At 42.0% G+C, this 20253-nt stretch carries 14 protein-coding genes; 3 read left to right on the top strand and 11 right to left on the bottom strand.

Features of this window, described 5'->3' with window-relative positions; genetic code table 11:
* Positions 1–2: 2 nt before the first annotated feature.
* The 3 genes from M1P97_RS21540 to ruvB form a co-directional block, all read right to left on the bottom strand.
* Positions 3–1508 (bottom strand): lipopolysaccharide biosynthesis protein, encoded by a 1506-nt coding sequence (locus M1P97_RS21540; RefSeq protein WP_249390165.1) that lies wholly within the window; start codon positions 1506–1508, stop codon positions 3–5.
* Between the two features lie 203 nt (positions 1509–1711).
* Positions 1712–3229: an ATP-binding protein gene (locus tag M1P97_RS21535; RefSeq protein ID WP_249390164.1), complete on the bottom strand. Its 1518-nt coding sequence runs from the start codon at positions 3227–3229 to the stop codon at positions 1712–1714.
* 3 nt (positions 3230–3232) lie between these two features.
* Positions 3233–4258, bottom strand: a complete 1026-nt coding sequence (gene ruvB / locus M1P97_RS21530; RefSeq protein WP_195374857.1) for a Holliday junction branch migration DNA helicase RuvB — start codon at positions 4256–4258, stop codon at positions 3233–3235.
* Positions 4259–4733: 475 nt separating this feature from the next.
* Here ruvB and M1P97_RS21525 point away from each other — a divergent pair, with 475 nt between their 5' ends.
* Genes M1P97_RS21525 through M1P97_RS21515 form a run of 3 tightly spaced genes read left to right on the top strand, consistent with a single transcriptional unit; the run spans position 4734 to position 7370 of the window.
* Positions 4734–5690 carry an outer membrane beta-barrel protein gene (locus M1P97_RS21525; protein ID WP_249390163.1) on the top strand — a complete coding sequence of 319 codons (957 nt, stop codon included), beginning with the start codon at positions 4734–4736 and terminating at the stop codon, positions 5688–5690.
* A 56-nt stretch (positions 5691–5746) separates the two neighbouring features.
* On the top strand, positions 5747–6709 hold the full coding sequence (locus M1P97_RS21520; RefSeq protein WP_249390162.1) for a hypothetical protein: 963 nt from the start codon (positions 5747–5749) through the stop codon (positions 6707–6709).
* Entirely contained in the window at positions 6681–7370 is a 690-nt protein-coding gene (locus tag M1P97_RS21515) for an ABC transporter ATP-binding protein (RefSeq protein WP_249390161.1), read from the top strand. Before M1P97_RS21520 ends, M1P97_RS21515 begins: the two co-directional genes overlap by 29 nt.
* Positions 7371–7580: 210 nt before the next feature.
* Here the strand turns inward: M1P97_RS21515 and M1P97_RS21510 are convergent, their stop codons facing one another.
* The 8 genes from M1P97_RS21510 to M1P97_RS21475 all read right to left on the bottom strand — a co-directional run bounded on the left by M1P97_RS21510 (position 7581) and on the right by M1P97_RS21475 (position 19970).
* Positions 7581–9728, bottom strand: coding sequence for a GH92 family glycosyl hydrolase (locus tag M1P97_RS21510; protein ID WP_195370632.1), 2148 nt, complete (start codon positions 9726–9728; stop codon positions 7581–7583).
* 33 nt (positions 9729–9761) lie between these two features.
* Positions 9762–10886: a glycoside hydrolase family 76 protein gene (locus M1P97_RS21505; RefSeq protein WP_249390160.1), complete on the bottom strand. Its 1125-nt coding sequence runs from the start codon at positions 10884–10886 to the stop codon at positions 9762–9764.
* A 20-nt stretch (positions 10887–10906) separates the two neighbouring features.
* On the bottom strand, positions 10907–12046 hold the full coding sequence (locus M1P97_RS21500) for a SusE domain-containing protein (RefSeq protein ID WP_249390159.1): 1140 nt from the start codon (positions 12044–12046) through the stop codon (positions 10907–10909).
* A gap of 12 nt (positions 12047–12058) precedes the next feature.
* Complete coding sequence (locus M1P97_RS21495; protein ID WP_195370626.1) at positions 12059–13186, bottom strand: SusE domain-containing protein; 1128 nt, start codon at positions 13184–13186, stop codon at positions 12059–12061.
* A gap of 33 nt (positions 13187–13219) precedes the next feature.
* On the bottom strand, positions 13220–14842 hold the full coding sequence (locus M1P97_RS21490) for a RagB/SusD family nutrient uptake outer membrane protein (RefSeq protein ID WP_195370624.1): 1623 nt from the start codon (positions 14840–14842) through the stop codon (positions 13220–13222).
* 14 nt (positions 14843–14856) lie between these two features.
* Positions 14857–18204 carry a TonB-dependent receptor gene (locus M1P97_RS21485; protein WP_249390158.1) on the bottom strand — a complete coding sequence of 1116 codons (3348 nt, stop codon included), beginning with the start codon at positions 18202–18204 and terminating at the stop codon, positions 14857–14859.
* A gap of 132 nt (positions 18205–18336) precedes the next feature.
* Complete coding sequence (locus M1P97_RS21480; RefSeq protein WP_249390157.1) at positions 18337–19350, bottom strand: FecR family protein; 1014 nt, start codon at positions 19348–19350, stop codon at positions 18337–18339.
* A 56-nt stretch (positions 19351–19406) separates the two neighbouring features.
* A complete protein-coding gene (locus M1P97_RS21475) occupies positions 19407–19970 on the bottom strand; it encodes an RNA polymerase sigma-70 factor (RefSeq protein ID WP_249390156.1) in 564 nt (187 codons plus the stop codon).
* Positions 19971–20253: the final 283 nt, after the last annotated feature.

Here is a 20253-nt window from a genome sequence, read left to right as displayed (position 1 = left end):
ATCTATTTCTTCTTGGTGAAATAACGTCCTACATAAGGTAATTCCTGCAACGGAAGATCCCGTTTGATCACAATACCTACGAAAAAGAAAAGCAACAAAGTACGGTAACCCAAACGCAAAATCTCCGATTCAATCGTAGGTTGCATACCGGCCAGAAAGAATACTGCGGCCAAAACCGAATAGATTACAACAGATTTAATATCATATTGGATCGGGAACTTCTTCTGTCCGATAATGTATGATAATGCCATCATAATAAGGTTACTTGCAAAAGAGGCCCAGGCACAAGCCATATATCCGTATGTCGGAGCAAAAAACACAATAATCAGGATCGTTGTAATACAACCTATTGTTGAGAAATAAGCCCCCCACTGCGTCTGATCGATCAATTTATACCAGAATGACAGGTTAAAATAGATGCCAAAGAACAATTCGCCCAGCATAACGATAGGAACGACACGCAAGCCCGGATAATAATCAGCAGGCACAATGTATTTAAACAGGTCGATATAGAACATCACACCAAGAAAAATAATCAAAGAGAAGATGATGAAATACTTCATTGCTTCCGAATAAGACTTTTTACTGTCATCATCCTTGTTCTTCGCAAAGATAAACGGCTCATACGCATACCGGAAAGCTTGCGTAAACATGACTAGTACAACAGCTATTTTAAAGCAAGCACCATATATCCCCAACTGGGTATTCGCCAGTTCCTTATCTTCAAATAAAAAAGGAAATAGTATCTTATCGGCTGTCTGGTTGAAAATCCCAGCGATTCCTAAGATAAGAATAGGGAAAGAATAAGTAAGCATCTGCTTTAGCAATACAAAACTAGCCTTTTCCCGCAGTCCAGGAATCATATCCGGCACCAACAAGACAAGTGTAACAAGTGTAGTAATCACGTTAGCAATAAAGATATAGCCCACCTGATAATCTGGAATATAGAACCATTCCACCAGAGCCGGAGCATGTTCATACAACCACGGACAAGCAATAAGGAAAAAGAGAACTAAAACGATATTCAGGAAAATATTAATCAGTTTGATAGAAGCAAAGCGCACCGCTTTCCCTTGATAACGAAGAAAAGCAAAAGGAATACAGCAAAATGCATCTACAGCCACAATGCCTGACATCATCCCGACAAACTCCGGGTTAGAGGCATAACCTAAGGAATTGCTGATCGGTGTCAATGCACTGAATATTAAAACGACAAACAACGTTGACGTAAAAGCGATACTGAACAAAGTCGTAGCATATACCCGCATAGGAAGAGTTATCTCTTTCTTATTTATAAAACGGAAAAAACCGGTCTCCATTCCATAAGTAAGTATAACCATCAACAATGCCGTCCAAGCATATAAATTTGTAACGATCCCGTAGTCACTTTGCGTTGCCAGTACGCGTGTATACATCGGAACCAGCATCCAGTTCAGGAACTTTCCGACAATACTACTAACGCCATAAATCGCAGTCTCTCCTGCGAGCCGTTTCATACCTCCAGCCATAATCCGAAATTATTTATAAAACAAACCACAAAACTATTAAATAATATCTCCACTATTTGAATTATTTTCTGGCCCTTTCACAGTCCTATCAACAAAAATGAACTAACAGTTTAAAATCAAGCCCTTAAAAATATACTCAAAGTTCAATAAAAAAGAAAAAGAACGTTTTTTTGGCCCTTTTTTGGCCCTTTTTTGGCCCTTTTCTAATTATCATCTTTAGAGGATAAGCATTCTTTCATCATTTCATTCAATCCGATATTCATAGCCTTCTGCAAAATCTTCACATTTTCTTCATAGGCTGGGCTAAGTATATAATAAGTACCACTACCCTTTCCTTCAACATTTAGCCATTTACGCTCTACAAGTTTATCAACAACTTTACGAGTTTGCTTTCTTGTCAGTCTTCCCTCAAACAGACAAACGATTTCTCCCATCTTTATCTTACCATATTTTTCCAGATATGGCCTGACGACATTGAATGCTTGGTCTTCATCCCAGTCTGTAAGTTTTATATATTCTGCCTTCTGATCCGTAAATACATAGTACTCTTTTGATAAAAGATAATAAATACCGTTTGTATGTCCTTTCTTTTCAATAAGTTTCCGTTGAAGTAATGACTTTACAGATTGTATATCCAGTTTTTTCCTATTTATGCCGCGTTTTATTTGTTCAAGTGTCACAATTTCAAAAACAGAAAGTTTCCTGTTTTCCGGCAAAGAAGACTGAACAGATTCAATAAACAAAGCGAATGCCTGATCTTCAATAACAGATGAAATACTTAAATAAACATTGAAACAGTCCGATTTAGAATAATCAGGAATTGTTTTCCCTTCCATAAGTGTATTATAAAAGATTTTATCAATGCCTTGTCCGGAGCGCTCAACAACTCCTGTTTTTTGTAAAACATCAGCCAGCAAACGATTTCTGGGAGTACTTGGGACTGTCAATAAATTATCAATAGTTACCCCAAAAGGGAAGCTTCCCGGATTAACAACATCCAATCGTTTAGGATACTGCTTTATAACTATTTCCCCATTTCTCCTATAATCACGATGAGTAATCGCATTATTTACCGACTCACGAATAACCTCCTCATTAAAAAAAGGAATATTAAAGATATAGGCACCTTCTTGTATCGGTACGCTTCCATTCCTCAAATCGATCATTTGCCACAATTCATCGATCAAAAGGAAAAAGGCCTTACGAAAAGAATAACGATTATCAAAATGGATCTGTGATTCCGTATTGCGATATTCCAACATAACAGCACATTGAGGCAAATATTTTTTAAGAATATCTTCTTTCCCCAATAAGATAAGAGCTGCATTTGTCAGTTTTCCATCTTTCAATAAATCCAAATCAACTAAAACCTGATAATCAGAAAGCGCTCTAAATCGGGGATTATTCTGTTTAAGTGCATATTTTTCCTTCATAACCTCCAAAGCCCGTAAATCGAGATCCGACAAAGTAAGATTTTCGCAAACTTGTTGGGAGAAATCCGGTTCCTGTTCTTGCAGAATTTTTAAAAGAACTTCATCCGACATCGGTTTCAGCTCTTCCCCAATACGCATTAATGTAACATAGCCTAAAATACAACGTCTTCGTTCTGAAGGAGAGGTTTTACTTCCGCCATTATAGGCAATATTACCCCCTTCACCTTTTTTAAACTCAACGTGATCTTCAGATTCTTTTAATTGTTTCAGTTGCTCTATCGTAAACATAGCTTAGTCAAATAAAAAACCTTGTTCGCTTCCTCTTGTTCGTCCCAGGTGAGTATAAGCAAGCTCTGTAACCTCACGTCCCCGCGGCGTGCGTTTGATGAACCCTTCTTTGATCAGGAAAGGCTCGTATACTTCTTCCAGTGTCCCGGGATCTTCGCCCAAAGCCGTAGCGATCGTTGTCAAACCGACTGGTCCACCGCTGAATTTATCAATAATTGTTGTCAGTAATTTATTATCAATCTGATCCAGACCGTAACGGTCGATATTTAATGCTTCCAGTGCATAACAGGCAATCGCCTTATCTATTTCACCGGAGCCTTTTACCTGTGCGAAGTCACGCACGCGCCTCAACAATGCATTGGCAATACGAGGCGTTCCACGGCTACGGGAAGCTATTTCCTTGGCGGCACTCAGTTCACATTTCACATTCAGGATATCCGCACTACGAAGAACGATCTTCGTCAATGTCTCCATCTCGTAATATTCCAGATGCATATTAATCCCGAAGCGGGCACGCAACGGACTGGTCAGCAACCCACTACGGGTAGTTGCTCCAACTAGTGTAAACGGAGCCAGATCGATCTGGATAGAACGTGCGCTAGGCCCTTTATCGATCATAATATCAATCCGGTAATCTTCCATGGCCGAATAAAGATATTCCTCCACGATAGGACTCAAACGATGGATCTCATCGATAAAAAGCACATCATCTTTTTCAAGCGAAGTCAACACTCCCGCCAGATCACCGGGTTTATCCAATACCGGTCCGGAAGTCACCTTAAACCCTACCCCCAACTCATTAGCTATGATATTAGACAACGTTGTTTTACCTAATCCGGGAGGGCCATGCAACAATACATGATCCAATGCTTCCTTACGCATGCGGGCAGCCATCACGAAAATCTTCAGGTTCTCAACCACTTTGGCCTGTCCGCTGAAATCGTGAAAAGAAAGCGGGCGGAGTGCATTTTCATACTCCCGTTCACTTTCAGGCATACGCGTATCCCTTATATCAAAATCGTCTTCCATATTCTTGCTCATTGACTGGCAAAGATAATAAATATAATCGTGATACACAGAGACGGCAGCGTTACGTTTTCTTGGTATGCTTTTGGGGGTGTACCTAAAAAATAGAGTTACAAACTGGTTAATCAAGAATAGTATTTCATCGACTGTCCTGTTCTAAAAGAAGTTTACTTGGGTTATTTACCTACCTATTTCAGGACAGGACATGCCGTATTAATTGGTTGCCGATAATTGTCGACAGGCTTGCTCACAATTGTCAACAAGTTTGTCGATAATTATCAACAGGCTTGTCGACAATTATCAGCAACCAAAATGTACCGTTTGTTTTTAGGGAAAGGATCGGATAATCTTTGATAATGAAAGGTATGATTTGGTGGGTGAAAGATAGGGATAATATCCTTGCGATACAACAAAAGGAAAGATACTCCGTTTTCAAAAGCAATAAATTTATATCAGATAACAAAAATCTTAGAAGAAAATGAAAACTATTGGAAACCTCGTATTTGTGTTTACCCTTTTCACTCTGACAAGTTGCGCTCCTAAAGTCATAACGGACATCGTTAAAGTCTATCCGGTAACGACAGACCCAGAAAATGTAATCTTGTATGAAGTAAATGATACAGTACCGAATACGGCAGAAGTTATCGGAAGAGTATCCGTAGTCGATAACGGTGCCTCGACGAAATGTAACTACGACCAGGTACTCGCACTGGCCAAGAAAGAGACATCCAAAAACGGAGGGAATGCACTGGCCCTTACAGATCACAAAAAACCTTCCATCCTGGGAAGCAGTTGCCACCAGATAGCAGGGATGATGCTCAATATTAACGATACGGTAATCGACAGCTATAACCCCAACTCATTTATCGAGGCGAAGGAGATCCGGACAGAACGGGAAAGAAGGATGCGGCCTACGACAAATACCATCTATGCCAATATAGGATATGCCTGGATCACAAGCAAATACTATTTACCGTCGGGAGCTTCCGGAAACCCCAAAAACGGATTAGACTGGCAGGTCGGATATGAATGGATTTCAAAAAGCGGTTTCGGTTGCGGAGTGATGTATTCGGGTTACCGATCTTCTTACGATATATCGAATAATACGATCAATGTTGGGCTTACCTATATCGCTCCGCAGTTTACTATGAAACAAAAGGTAAGTGAGAAATGGCAGTTCCGCGAAAGTGTCGGGCTGGGATACTTCAACTACCGGGAGTCGCTAAAAGGAGAAAGCATATCCTTATCCGGTGTCGGTTACAACTTCTCACTGGGTGTGGAATATTTACTGAGCAACCATGTCGGTATCGGTGCCAATCTGGGATATCTCGGAAGTTCATTACCCGAGCAGGATACGAATTACAACAAACCGAAGGACGAACGAACGGGCATATTCCGCCTGACGTTCGATGCGGGAATTCGTTTTTACTTCTAAACCGTAATAAATAAAAATTCCCTACATTTGTTCCGGTACATTTTAAAGACCCATATATGAACAGCGCATTCCTTCGTTTCCGGCTTCGCCAGTTCGAAAAGTTTATCCGCGAAATACCTGTTATCTATCTGATTCTGTTAACAGGTATTTTACTGATAGCCGGGATTGCGTTGTTTGAACTTTCGAAAGAACCGAAAGGAGCCCTAATCATAACGGCAGTCCTATTGGCTCTTTTGTCGTTGCTACAACTGCGGAGGAAAGATTATCATTTCATTTTACATGCGGAAGAGAAAGCATGGAAGGTGTTTTGCGTGGATTATTTACTATTATCCCTGCCGGTTATCTTCATTTTACTACTACATTTTTATTGGTACATCGCATTTATTATTCCGATAGGTAGTATAGGTGTCAGTTTCATAAAACAGCCGTTTCATCGTACAAAACAGGGTATATCCGTACCCGGATGGTTCCCCGCAGAGGCCTTCGAAATACGTTCGGGGATACGACAATACGGTGGCTTATTATTGGTTCTTTATATCAGTGCCTGGATCGGATTGTTATTACCTTTTGCTTCGTTGGCTTCGCTCTGGTTTCTCACGGTCTTTATCTCAGAAATGTTCCGTTATTCGGAGTCCCAACAGATACTATTTACACAGGAAAAACCTGCCAGGCGTTTCCTGCACCGGAAACTGCTATTAAACCTGCGGTTGCCGCTGTACGCAATAGTTCCGGTCTGCGTAGTATATATCTGTTTATATCCGGCACATTGGTGGCTTATACTGACTTTCCTGATAGGGATTGTACTGAATATCCTGTTATTCGTCACAACGAAATATGCTTACTACTGGCCGGATACCCGGATAACGGCAGGCCAGATACCTATTGCCATAGCGATATTCAGCATATTTATGCCGATGCTCACACCTGTTATCCTGTTTTTTCTAATCAGAAACTATCTGGCAGCCTGCCGGAATTTAAATACTTATTTATATGCTTACAATCCGGAACCTGGAAGTTGAATATAAAAAGGATTCATTGATACTGAAAGGGATCAGCCTTTCGATGGAACCGGGTAAAATACACGGTTTGGTCGGCCTGAACGGTGCGGGTAAAACCACCTTGCTGAATACGCTGTATGGCTTCATCCGTCCGGCAAAAGGTAATATCCTTTACGATGACAGTCCTTTGCAAAGACGGGACATTGCTTATCTGGAGGCAGAAAACTATTTCTACCCTTATATGACAGGCCGCGAATACCTCAACCTTTTCCCGGCCGGGAAAAATGATTTTCAGCTGGACAGTTGGCAGAAACTATTCTGTATTCCATTGGATGATATCACGGAGAACTATTCTACAGGCATGAAGAAAAAACTGGCTTTGCTGGGTATCCTCAAACCGGATAAACCTATCCTGATCCTGGACGAGCCATTCAACGGATTGGACCTGGAAAGTGCCCATATACTAACACTTATCCTACAACAGCTACGGGAGAAAGGAAAAACAGTCCTGGTTACTTCCCACGTTTTCGAGACATTGACATCCGGCTGCGACTATATCCACCACATCAACAAGGGAACGATAGCTCGCAGCTATTCCCAAGATCAATTCGGAATGCTCCAGCAACTACTTTACTCCACCATAGAGCACCAGACCGCCGACCAGATAAAAGAACTTATTTGAAAAAACAGAGGACATTTTAGCCTTCACAAAGACGTGTCACAGGAAAACACTAATAATCAAAAAATGGAAGCAGTGAAAGGTGAAAGGTATGAGTGCTATTTTATGGTGAACGGGATAAAAAGAGGCTGAATAAGGTGGTAGAGCTTAATAAAAAGCTGCCGGGCTTTTCGTAAAAAGGACGGCAGCTTTTCTATAAAAGGAAAGCAGGTTTTATTCGGTAGTGATCGTCAACTGTTTTCCCTGCTTCAATAAATCGTGCGAGATAAACCAACCATCGATCTTCCGGCCGTCGTAAGAGATGTCCGTTATCTTTTGGCCGTTACCCTTTTTAACAATTGTGAACCGGGTTTTATCGCCCAGCGTAAATTTCACCTGGTCGAACAAAGGAACGGTTACGATATATTCCGGATCTGCCGGCGAATAGGTGTATAAACCAATTGCGTTGAAGACATACCAGGAAGACATCTCACCGGCATCATCCATTCCTGAATAGGCCAGTTTGTCCTTACCCATATCATAATAATGATTCATGATACTATCCAGCATACACTGTGCCTTTTCCTGCTTATCAATAAAGTAATAAGTATAAGGAATACTATGTCCGGGCTGGTTACCCTGGCAATAATTACCGATGAAACCGGTCAAATTGTGGGCTTCATAGTTTCTCCAAGGCTCGGTAAAGAGTGAGTCGAGCTTCTGCTCAACGGCCTTTTTACTGGGATAAAGAGCAATCATTCCTTCCGGATCATGGGGAGCGAAGAACAAAGATTGCCAGGCATTCGCTTCCCGATACATATAGGCATAATAAGGATAGTAAGGATCGAAATCTTTGATCCAGCTACCATCGGCTATCTTTCCACGCCAGAAACCGGTACTCGGATCAAACAGGTTCTTATAGTTGCCGGTACGCTCCATCAAAGTATTATAAGTACTTTCGTCGCCCAGTTCTTTGGCTAACAACGCGGTTGCATAATCGTCGTATGCATACTCGACGGTTTTCGTTACCGCTGCTTTGTATTCATCCCAGGTAGGGACATTGGTGGTGTCTTTTTCTGCAATCCAGCCTTGTGCGATGTATTCGTCCAGATACGGCCGGCCACCTTTTCCCGGGATAGTTGCATTATTCACCAACAATTTATAGGCACGGTTCAGATCAAAGTCTTTCAATCCGCGCAGATAGTTGCCGGCTACAAAAGCAGAAGCATGGTCGCCGTGGAAGAAGGTCGGCATATAGCCACCACGCTTTTCCCCTTTATCGGTAATCGATTTGATCACATCTACCGTTACATCCGGAGAGATCATTCCCAATAAGATCAGTTTATTGCGGTAATCATCCCAGAAAGACGGATCGGTATAATAACGGAAACCATTATTTACCACATCACCCTTCACATCCGTATATTCCCCGTTCACGTCGCTACGCAACACCGGCCAGAGGAAAGAACGATAAAGGCAGGAATAAAAAATACCCTTCTCACGCTCCGTACCGCCTGTCACTTCTATATTAGACAACAGCTTTTCCCAAGTCTTGTCAGCCTCTCCGCTAACCTGTGCAAAGCTTTTATCCATCATCTCCTTCTCCAGGTTCATCTTTGCATTATCGACGCTTACGAAAGAGAAACCGATCTTTAGTTCCAGGGGCTTGTTCCCTTTGCTGTCGGCAAAGTTGACAACCGAAACTTCGTGTTCACCGCTCTTTACCTGTTCTATATCATCGATCTTATAGTTAGAAACCGCATAGAAACGAATATTTCCTTCCGCATCCTGATTACCGGAGAAGGTATAATCGTCCACTTTCCGAATGCTCCAGTCTCTCACACCGTTGTTCGTACGTGTGATATCGACCAATACTTTCTTATCGTCTTCCGGACGGAAAGTATATTTATGATAAGCCGAGCGGAGCGTAGAGGTCAGCTCGGCATTGACTCCATATCTTTCCAGGAACACCTGATAATATCCGGGGCGGGCCGATTCGTTGGTATGGCTGTATTTTGAAGCATAGTCGTCGGAAGATATATCGCCCGTCACCGGCAAAATCGGAAGATGCAACAGGTTCCAATGCCCCTTATTGGTATGCGAGAAGCCATAGATAACGGTATCTTCATACTGGTAACCGGCCCCGCTACGGAACTGGGTAACGGGACTTAGCTGAATCATCGCATTCGGGACGGAAGAGCCGGGAAAGACTTCCGCTCCCCAGGTTCTCGTCTTCAGGTGACGTTCGTACCCTAAATCTTTCGTTTCCCAAAGGGTTGCCGTCCCCAGGAAAGGATTCACATAATTTGTCAGTCGTTTATCGGGCTGGCAACTTACCATAAAAGCTAATGACAGGAAACCCGCTAAAAAATAGTTTTTCATGTTATTTATTATTAGAGACAAAACTAAAAACACTTATAACAGATCCAAATCTTCTAATAATGCTGCTGCTTCGATCAGCATACAGCCGCTTAACTGCTCGGTCAACCCGGTAGACGCTCCCGGGGCCGTCCCCCAATAGGTGCCGAATAAAACATTCGATTTATTTGTCCCCCGCGTCCAAAGCGCTTCTGCATTTACATTCAAAAATTGCGTATAACGCCGTTTAGCCCCAACATCCAGACGATCCTGTTGGATCAACTCCGTAAAATAACGAATAAAAATTCCTTTAAACAATCCTCCGTCTCCATTTCCTTCGTCTTTCAGAAGAGAATTATTTACTAATGTACCGATTGTATAATCGGCTGCTAAGACGGCATCGTTCAGATAGCTTTTTTCTCCCAATATCTTATACAACTCTACTGCCGAACCGATGAATGTACCTTCATTGTAAGTAAATATCCAATCTTTCTGTATCTCTCCGGTATTGCTGTTTATATTATCATACACCATCCCGTTATTGCTGTTGAACAAGGTACTTTTCTCCCAGTTATAGATCTTGAGTGCCCACTCCTTGTCGGCTTCATTTCCGAATTCCTGAAACAGGCGGGCTGCCAGGATACAAGCCGGACCGTTAGAACAGGCGTTTTTACTGTACTCCTGCCCTTTCACCCAAGTGATGCCTCCGCCGGCATTCGTATTCCAGCCGACTTTGATATACTCCCAGATCTGCAAGGCTGCTTCTTTGTACTTCCGGTCTTTAGTGACCTGATAGGCACGAAGGATAGCCAGTGCATTCCACTCCATATCATCATAAAAATCATTCCTGAAAGTGTTACCGTTCTTTACCTTTACACCTTCAAACCATTGATCGAAATAGGTCTTGTACTTCATATCCCCGGTACGCAGGCTGGCATCTACCAACACATCCAATGCATGGGCCTGGGGCCAGTAATGGAAAGTCTCATTCCCGTTACTGTCATAATTAAAATACTTCCCTCCGGTATTCCAGAAAGAGTTGACCAATGCTGTGGTACTGCTATCGGCGGCGGCATACCAGTCGATGCCTTCACCTTCATCCGGATTCACCGGATTATTGTCGTCGTCGCCACATGCCCAAAACAAAAGGGGGAGAAATAAGAAAAGGAGAATATTCTTCATGTTATTATCTTTACTCTGGATTATTTAACTATCGTATGTGTATAAGGCTGATCAGCCGTCAGATAAATAGTGTAAGTTGCCGGAACACCATCAAAATCTCCCATCAGCTTCCATTTATTTTCCCACTGAGAAGTCTCGTTAAACATTTGCAGGTAGTAATACGTTTCCGGGCTGGATGCCGTCGGGCGCGAGTCGGTCTGGTTCAATGTTCCCCAGTCTACTTCCTTCTCTGCATCGGCACCATTATTTTCCTGGATAAACATTCTGAACTTATAACGTTCGTCTTTACCCCAGCTTTCTTCCTTGAAGTTCACGGTTGCCTTTGTCTGGAATACGCCATAACCGACGTAAGGCAGTTCAAACAGGATTTCATCATTCGGACAGAAATAGAAACCGATCTTATTTACCAATGTATAGGTACAAGCACCGGTGTTAAAGTCTAATGTAATCCGGTAGACACCGTCCTTAGGTACTGTTGTCGTTCCATTTTCTTTAATAACGCCGTCGGCTGTATAGAATACTCTCGTCGTTCCAGATTTGCCGTCAGTAAAGTTAAATGATTTACCGGCTGCCAACTTTGTATATACTTCAAATTCGCCACCTGCTACCGCTTTCATTTTATGTGCCTTTGCCAGATCTGCACCGCCTTCGGATGCTTCACCGGTTACATATACATCGATAGGAACATCTTCAAATCCGGCTAGACGGGTAACTGTGATCTTGTTTTCCACACTCGATTTCATGCTTTGCATTCCTTTAGTAGAGAATACGGTCCATTTGAAAGTACCTGTATCGGCAGGTTTAATACCTACTTTACCGGCAATCTGGTTCAACAGTTTATGAGTAACGGTAGCAAAATTGTTGTACCCGTTGTTATTAGCAGACACCACATAAACAGGTTTTGAAAAGTCACCGTCCGCTTTATCAAAAGCAATCTGATAAAGAGCCGTACCAGCTTCTTCCACGCTGGCTGCTTTCCATTCAAAATAGACACTTGCCGATGCAGAAGCCTCCAGTACAACCGATTTGCCATCCGCAGGTTCGAGCAATGTATTCACACTTGCCAGACGACCGTCAGTGTCTCCCATATTATCATTACATCCCATGAATACCAGCGCAACAGAGCTGATAAACATCAGTTTTTTTAATATCGCTTTCATAATTCTTCCTTTTTATTTGATTACTAAATTATGAGTATATTCACCTTGCGTATTCAAAGAGAATGTAATATCGTATGTTTTATCGCTCCAACCATCAGTAGCCGGGGTTTTCCAAACTTCATTGTTCGTCCACTGTTCTACATTCGTCTTTTCCACCATATAATAATACTCATCATTTCCGGTCGGCTTGCTGTCGTTATTGATGGCAGCTCTCCATTCGGTCTCTCCGTCGGAGCTTTCCATTCTGAACTTATATCGGTCGTCTGTATTATCACTATCTGTCAAACCTGTAATCGTGTAACCGTTCAATGCCCAGACTCCAAGTCCCTGGTAATCGAGTTCGATCTCTTTCTGCGACCAGTTCAGATAGAATTTCACTTTGGTTACCTCTTTCGATGTAAACGAACCGGCATTGAAATCGATATAATATTTATAGATACCAGTCTTAGCAGCCGTAACACTACCACCTTCAACCAGCTTCTCGCCGTTCAATGAATATTCGGTCGGAGTACCGGTGTTGGCACTGACGAACTTGAATGATTTGCCTTCGGTAAGTTTAATGAATACTTCGAATTCACCGTCGGCAACCTTCTTCATCACCATTGCCTTATCGAGATCGGCTCCCACTTCCGTAGCTTCACCGGTGATATACAACTGGCCCGGCACTTCGGCAAATCCTGCCAGGCGGGTAAGCGTCAGCGTACGTTCCTCTTCCGCCCTTACGGGATTGATACCTTTAGAGGCATATACCGTCCATTTCAATGTTCCCTGGGCAGCAGACTCGATACCGGCCAAAGCGGCGATCTGGTTTAATTGCTTATGCGTAATTGTAGCATGGTTACTACCACCGTTATTGTCTGCCGTAGAAATATAAACAGGATCCGAGAAATCGCCATCTGCCTTATCAAAGACTACTTCATACAGCACGACTCCACCGTCTTCGGCTAAAGAGGGTTCCCATTCGAAATATAAAGAAGCCGATGCTGATGGTTGCAGAACAACTGCCTTACCGTTATCCGGTTCGTATAATGTTTTTACTGCGGTCACGCTCAGATCTCTCACTTCTCCATCACTGCTACAGGCAGTAAAAGCCAGAATGAAAGAAAAAAGCATCGCATATGTTATAGATATTGCTTTCATATCTTTTTCTGAGTAATTAGATTTATAATTTGATTAATATCCCGGATTCTGAGTCAGGTTCTTGTTAATATCCCGCTGTGACTGCGGAATAGCGAACAAGTAATCTCTGTCTTTACTGAACTTACGGGCATCCAGCTCGATATATTGTGTGTTATCGGCAGCGAATTTAGCTCCATGAGGACGGCCGTTCAATACGGTTTCGATGGTTTTCCAACGACGGATATCATATATCCGCAAACCTTCGATGGCAAGTTCACAACGACGTTCACGGCGAACGATCGACTGCATATTACCTGAAGCAGGATAATTCAAGGCAGATGCATCGGTAAATCCGGCACGTTCACGAAGAGGTTTGATCGTCTTGTTCCAGACAGCTTCGTTCATCTGGCCCAGCTCTGTTTTAGCTTCAGCATACATCAATAAAACATCTGCATAACGCATCAGCATAATATTCAGGCCCGCTGCGATTCCTTCCGGAGCGGTAGGGTCGAAATATTTGCGGATATAGTATCCGGTACCTGTCGAGTTTTGGCCAGGGCCTGCATACTCATCCAGGTTAGCTACACCTGCATCCTCAGAAGAACCCGGTTTGATGTAGATAGTTGAGGTTACGCCTTTACCGTCTGTCCACTGATAGCCATGATAAACGATCGTAGCTTTAAAGCGGGGGTCTCTGTTTATATAAGGATCATCTTCCTTATAGCCTGAACCGGCTTCATTGATCGCTTTACCGTTCTTCATCAGGTAATCGTCCACCAGTTCCTGGGTAGGTGCAAATGCATTGATACGTCCACCTACGGAAAGCGGAATTGCATCGTACATTTCAGCCCATGTTCTCAGGTTCAGCAAATATCCCATATCCAGGATCACTTCACTGTTGTATTCATTTTCCGGCAGGAACAATCCTTCATAGCTGGGAAACAAAGTATATTCGCCGTATTCTCCGTTGATAATTTTCTCACAAACAGAAGCTACATTCTCCCAGTCGCTTTCATACAGATAGGTACGAGCCAATAACGTCATGGCAGCTCCCTGGGTTATACGGCCATTATCGGCTGCTGTATATTGCTGTTTAGTTGGCAACATCTTTACAATATCGTTCAGTTCCGTACGAACAAAATCGAGCACTTCGCTTCTCGGTGAACGGGCTATTGTGTTTGCCTCTTCAATTGACAATCCATAATCGAACAAAGGAACATCACCGTAATGGTTGGTCAAACGGAAGAACAGATAAGCACGGATAAAGCGGGCTTCTGATTTCATCCTGTTCTTCAATGTCTCATCCATATTCGGAACGCGATCCACATTTTCAAGGAAAGTATGGCAGGTTTTAATGCCTTCATAACATTTTTTCCAGTCTTCCGAGAAACGACCCAATGCGGCATTTGCCTGACCAGAAGTAATCAGTTTTTCATCCGAGCTGCCACGACCTTCATATAAATTATCGGATAGCTTTTCATCTTTGAAGAAATATTCGGACGTCATCATTTGCCCATAGGCCTTGCTCAACACGGCAGAGGCTTTTGCTTCGGAGGTCCAATAGTTCAAGTCTGTAAATTTATTGGTTGGAGCCAAATCCAGATCATTACAGGATATAAAGGTTGCGAGCACTAAACAAGCAAAACCTGTACTATATTTTAAGAAATTCATTTTCATAATAAACAGATGTATTAAAATTCTATATCTAAACCGAACCCGTAATAAGTAAGCGTCGGATAGTTACGACCGCTATTACCGCCCATACCACCGGTACCTCCCATATTACTACCAAATTCGGATGATTCCGGATCGATAAATGAGTTTTTACAGAAAGTCAACGGGTTTTCCGTATTCACACTGACACGCAGTTTCTGAACACCAAATTTCTGAGTCAGCGATTTGGGCAAAGTATATCCGACCTGAATATTCTTTACACGCAGATAAGCCGCATTTAATATATGATTATCACCAGCCAGGCTCCAATTGTTAGTAGCAGAAGCAGAGCCAGGAGCTGTCAGGCGCGGCCAGCGGGCATCCAGATTAGTCGGTGTCCAGAAGTCCAATTGATGTTTATAGATACAATATGAATAGTTGCTATGGAATGGCTCCATTAACTCTCCGCGAAGGAACTGAGAACGTTTTCCAACACCCTGCAACATCAGGTTCAAGTCAAATCCTTTCCAGGCTAAACTGTAAGTAAAACCGAATGTGTAACGAGGAAATGCATTTCCTAATACGACACGGTCTTTCTCATTAATAACCTTATCTCCGTTCTGATCGACATATTTAACATCTCCCGGTTGAACGGAACTACCTACAGGCAGTGCGCTGTTAGCTATTTCTTCATAGCTCTGGAACAAACCGTCGGTTTTGTAACCATAATAAGATCCCAACGATTCGCCTTCACGGATCAGCTTGTATAACTCATCGAGTCCGTCGATACGTTCCTGACCGCCAAAATCAGTGACCTTATTCTTAGAGTCTGAAATATTGAAGTTAAAATTATGGTGAAAATCACCATGATTTAGCTTATAGTTGACTGTCAACTCCCAACCTTGGTTTTTCATTTCGCCCGCATTTTCCTTAGCAGTAGTTCCTCCATAAATGGTGGATACTTCGGGAGTCAACAGGATATTGGTCGTTTTTTTATTGAAATAATCGGCAGATACATACAAATTACCATTCAGGAAAGTAGCATCCACACCGATATTGAAGTTGGCTGACTTTTCCCAGGTTAACAAGGCGTTACCATCCGTAATCTTCGTACCGGCAATCGAAGTGTTATTAAATACGAACTGATTGTTCTCTATCAAATAAACTGTCTGGTAGGAATAATTGTCTACATTCTGGTTACCCAATACACCATAAGAAGCACGCAGTTTCAAATCGCCGATATTGCTCTTATAAGTATCCATAAAAGCTTCTTCCGACAAACGCCAGCCGGCAGAGAACGAAGGGAAGAAGCCCCAACGCTGATCTTTAGCGAACTTGGAAGAACCGTCATAACGGAAAGAGACATCTCCGTAGTATTTATCCATATAGCTATAACCTACACGGCCGAATACGGATGTGATACTCGTTTGGTCTGTATCATTATTCGAGTTCTTATTTTCTTTATTCTGTACGGAGTCGTCTGTTGTCGGTAAGCCCAGATCTTCGTCCGTATATTCCCAGGCGATACGACTGGCCTGCTTTGTGTACGACTCGTTAGATGCACCGAACAAGGCTGTTACATGGTGAGCTTCCTTAAATGTACGGTCATAATTCAACAGGAACTGGGAACTGAGCGTATACCGTTTTTCATTATAGTCTTCCGTCATTGTATTAGAATGCATATACAATACCGGATTTGTCAGATCGGCAGACGAATATAAAGGCACTTTCTTATCACGGCGATAACGATGATGTTGCGTGAGGTCCAAACCGATCAAACCGGTGGCTTTTAATCCTTCCATAATCTTGAAGTCGAGATTCATGCTACCGATGAAGTTATCCTCGTCTTTCTTTTCATAACCGCCATCCTGCAACAATGCCAGCGGGTTGTCATCACCCACAATATCGTTTACCAGATATTTGTCGCCTTCCATGAATTTATAATAGTAATAAGAAGGTACGCGGGAAGAGTTGATGATCGCATTACCAGTACCGCCGGCAACGGTACGGTCCTTACGGCGGTTGTAGGCCATCAGTGAAGTCAGTTTGAAGCGTCCGTATTCCGTGCTTAAGTTCGTACGGAAGTTATAACGTTCCATGCCGAAATTACCCTTAAAGTTACTTTCCTGATTAAAATAACTGGCCGATACCATATAAGTTGTATTCTCGCTACCACCGGATACATTAATGTTGTAGTTCTGCTGAAGACCTGTCTGGATGATCTGATCGTACAGCCATTCTTCTTCGTCGCGGTGGTCATATAAGTCGCGAATAGCGGCCGGAGTGAATTGAGGGGCATTACCGACATTCACATTTGCCTGGTTTCTCAGCATCGCATTCTGCCAACCTTCTACCGGAGAGAACAAAATACGCGGATCCTGCATACCGATCTGTCCATTAAATGTAACCTGTGGTTTACCTCCCTTAGATCCTTTCTTGGTTGTGACAAGGATAACACCATTTGCTGAACGTGAGCCGTAGATAGCCGCACTACCGGCATCTTTCAGGATAGAAACATTCTCGATATCGTTCGGGTTCAGATTATTCAGTGTAGAAGAACTGGATATCAAACCGTCGATAACGATCAGCGGATCGTTATTACCCATCGTACTGACACCACGTATGTTGATATTCATACTGTTGTCATTAGGATTCATGTTCTTGCTCTGGATAACCAGGTTGGCTGATGCTCCTTGTAATGCCTGAGTAGCATTGGTCACAGGACGATTCTCGAAAATCTCGCTGTTCACCTGGTCTACCGAACCGGTAATACTTTTACGTGAACGGGTTCCATAACCGACCACCACCACTTCATCCAGTTTTTGGCTATCTTCTTTCAGGGTAATACGGAAATCATTCTTTCCTTTTAAAGAGATTTGCTGTGTCAGGAAACCGATATAAGAGATTTCCAGTGTTCCGTTTTCAGGAACTTGCAAGGTAAAGTTTCCGTCAAAGTCGGTAACGGTTCCGCTTGTAGTTCCCGAAACAACGACATTGGCACCGATAACAGGCAAGCCCGTTTCATCGACAATAACTCCTTTTACGGTTTTTTCTTTCTGATCGACTGCATTTTTAGCAGGTACGGAAATGACAACATAATCTCCTTTAATCGAATAAGTATAACCTGTATCAGCCAGGATCTGCTTTAATACATCCAATACTTCTACGTTCTTTTGATTCAGTTGTACCCTTTTGCTGACATCCAACTGCGTACCATTATAAGCAATTTTGTACTTGGATGAAGCTTCGATCTTCTGGAACGCTTCCTTTAATGAAACTGTTCCTTCATTAAAGGAGACCTTTTGTGCATTGATCTGCAGACAACCTGCGATCAGGAAGCACAGACAATAGGTTCCAATTCGTCTGGATTTGTGTTTATTCTTCATATGTAATTAAAAAAGTTAAACAATAACACGATTTTTAAGTGCGTACTCATCTATAATGACAGATGGAAAAAACGTTGCACCCAATCGAAACTGAAACTTTTTTTAATTACATCGTAAAAAAATGCTTTTTCCCTATTTCAGGTAGATATCTTTATTATCAATACGATATTCAAGTCCGGGGATTAGCTCCTTCAAAAGCATGAATATATTTTCCAACGATTCATTCTTATTAAAATGTACCGTTATTTTGTTATTATTATAAATAGATGTCTGCAAATGTACATTTACTCCATATGTACGTTGCAGAATATGGATGATATCTGAAAAAGAGTAGTTGTCAAATAATAAACCTCCTTCGCGCCAGTCGGAATAATCAGCAGAGACGACCTGTTTTATATCCACTATTGCGGAGTCGATATTATATACCAACTGTTCATCGGGCACCAGATGATATACTTTCTTATCATTATCCTGCAGACATACCCGTACGGAGCCTTCTTCAAGTGTCGTGGCAATCTGTTTTACCTCCGGATAAGCAAGAATATTAAAGCGCGTACCCAATACTTCTACATTCAGTGTGCGGGCTTTCACGATAAAAGGTTGTTCCGCATTTTTCTCTACCTCGAAATAACCTTCACCAGACAGATAAACATCACGTGTCTGTCCTATAAAAGTAGAAGGATAAATCAATACACTACCGGAATTCAACCAAACCCGGCTACTGTCCGGCAGAATGATCTGTTCACGTTTGCCTGCCGGAACGAAATGCTCAATCAGCGAAACATCCGCCACGGCATCTTTAACTATATTTGCCTGCCAATAAAAATAAACGGAAGAAGAAAGCATGATCAACGGTAAGAGCCATATAGCCGCCAGTTTCATCACAAATGACGTCGGCCGTAAAGATTTCCGCACAGGTTCCTTTTGTTCTGAGAAACCTAATTGTCTGCTTAATTGAGAAAAAGCCTGTTCTGAATGATTTTCGTCCATCTCCGGGAACCCCATAGTATCCCAGACCGACAGTAGCGCATCGTCTACCTCCGGCCTATCATCTCCCTTTGTCAGCCTTTGATGTACTTTCCTTATCGTCTCTTCCGAGAAGTCATGATGAAAGAAATAATCAACTATTTTTTTTATATAACTCATTCTGTCCTTAACATTATATTATAAAGACTCTTTTTGGGCATTTCGCCCCCAATATTTTAACACAAATAAAGTATCAATAGATATAATAAAACCTTTCTCAATTCTTTTAACGCCAAATTCAGATGATTTTCAACTGTTTTCTTACTTAATTGTAATTTTTCGGCAATCTCCTGGTTGGATAATCCGATCTCACGGCTCAACTGATAGATCAATTTACGCTGTGGAGGCATGCTTTCTACCACCATATCGATCAAAAGCTGCAAATCCTTGGCAATTAAATCTTCATCCGGAGAGTCATTGGTCTCTTCTTCAAATGGTTTCTCTTTTAATCTTTCGATACGTATTTGTTGAGCTTCCAAAAAATTGAAAGTGGTATTCTTAGACAAGATGAACAGATAAGCGCCAAAGTTCTTCACATCGGCAAACTTATCCCGGTTTCCCCATACTTTAGAAAAAACTTCCTGGGCAATATCCTCTGCATCCTGCTCCGATTTAACCAAACCGTATACAAAACCACGGATCTTGGGGTAATAGCGCATGAATAATACCTGAAAAGCTCTCTGGCTTCCCAGGGTCAGTTCCTTCACTAATAGTTCCTCGTCGATCAGATTTGTTAGCATAGCGGCAAATATACGAACACAATCGTTTAAATCAGAACGAACACTACCAATTTATTTTTAGTCGAGTTTGATTTTTCCGTATTGTTACTTTTGGGTCAATACAACAAATATACTATTAAATCATTTTTAAGTAAATAAATCAGTCCCTATATCAAATTGACAGAGTTCGTGACAGACTCTGGTATACCAAAATATAAAAGAGAATCATTTTCATATTTTTTGATCTTTTCATTATTACAGGCAAAATAGCGACTACTCTTTAATTATTGCGCAAATATAAATA

It is taken from the genome of Parabacteroides leei (genome assembly GCF_023369805.1).
Taxonomy (GTDB): Bacteria; Bacteroidota; Bacteroidia; order Bacteroidales; family Tannerellaceae; genus Parabacteroides; species Parabacteroides leei.
The sequence above is the reverse complement of the archived record's forward strand: the minus strand, read 5'-3'. Positions and strand labels throughout refer to the sequence as shown.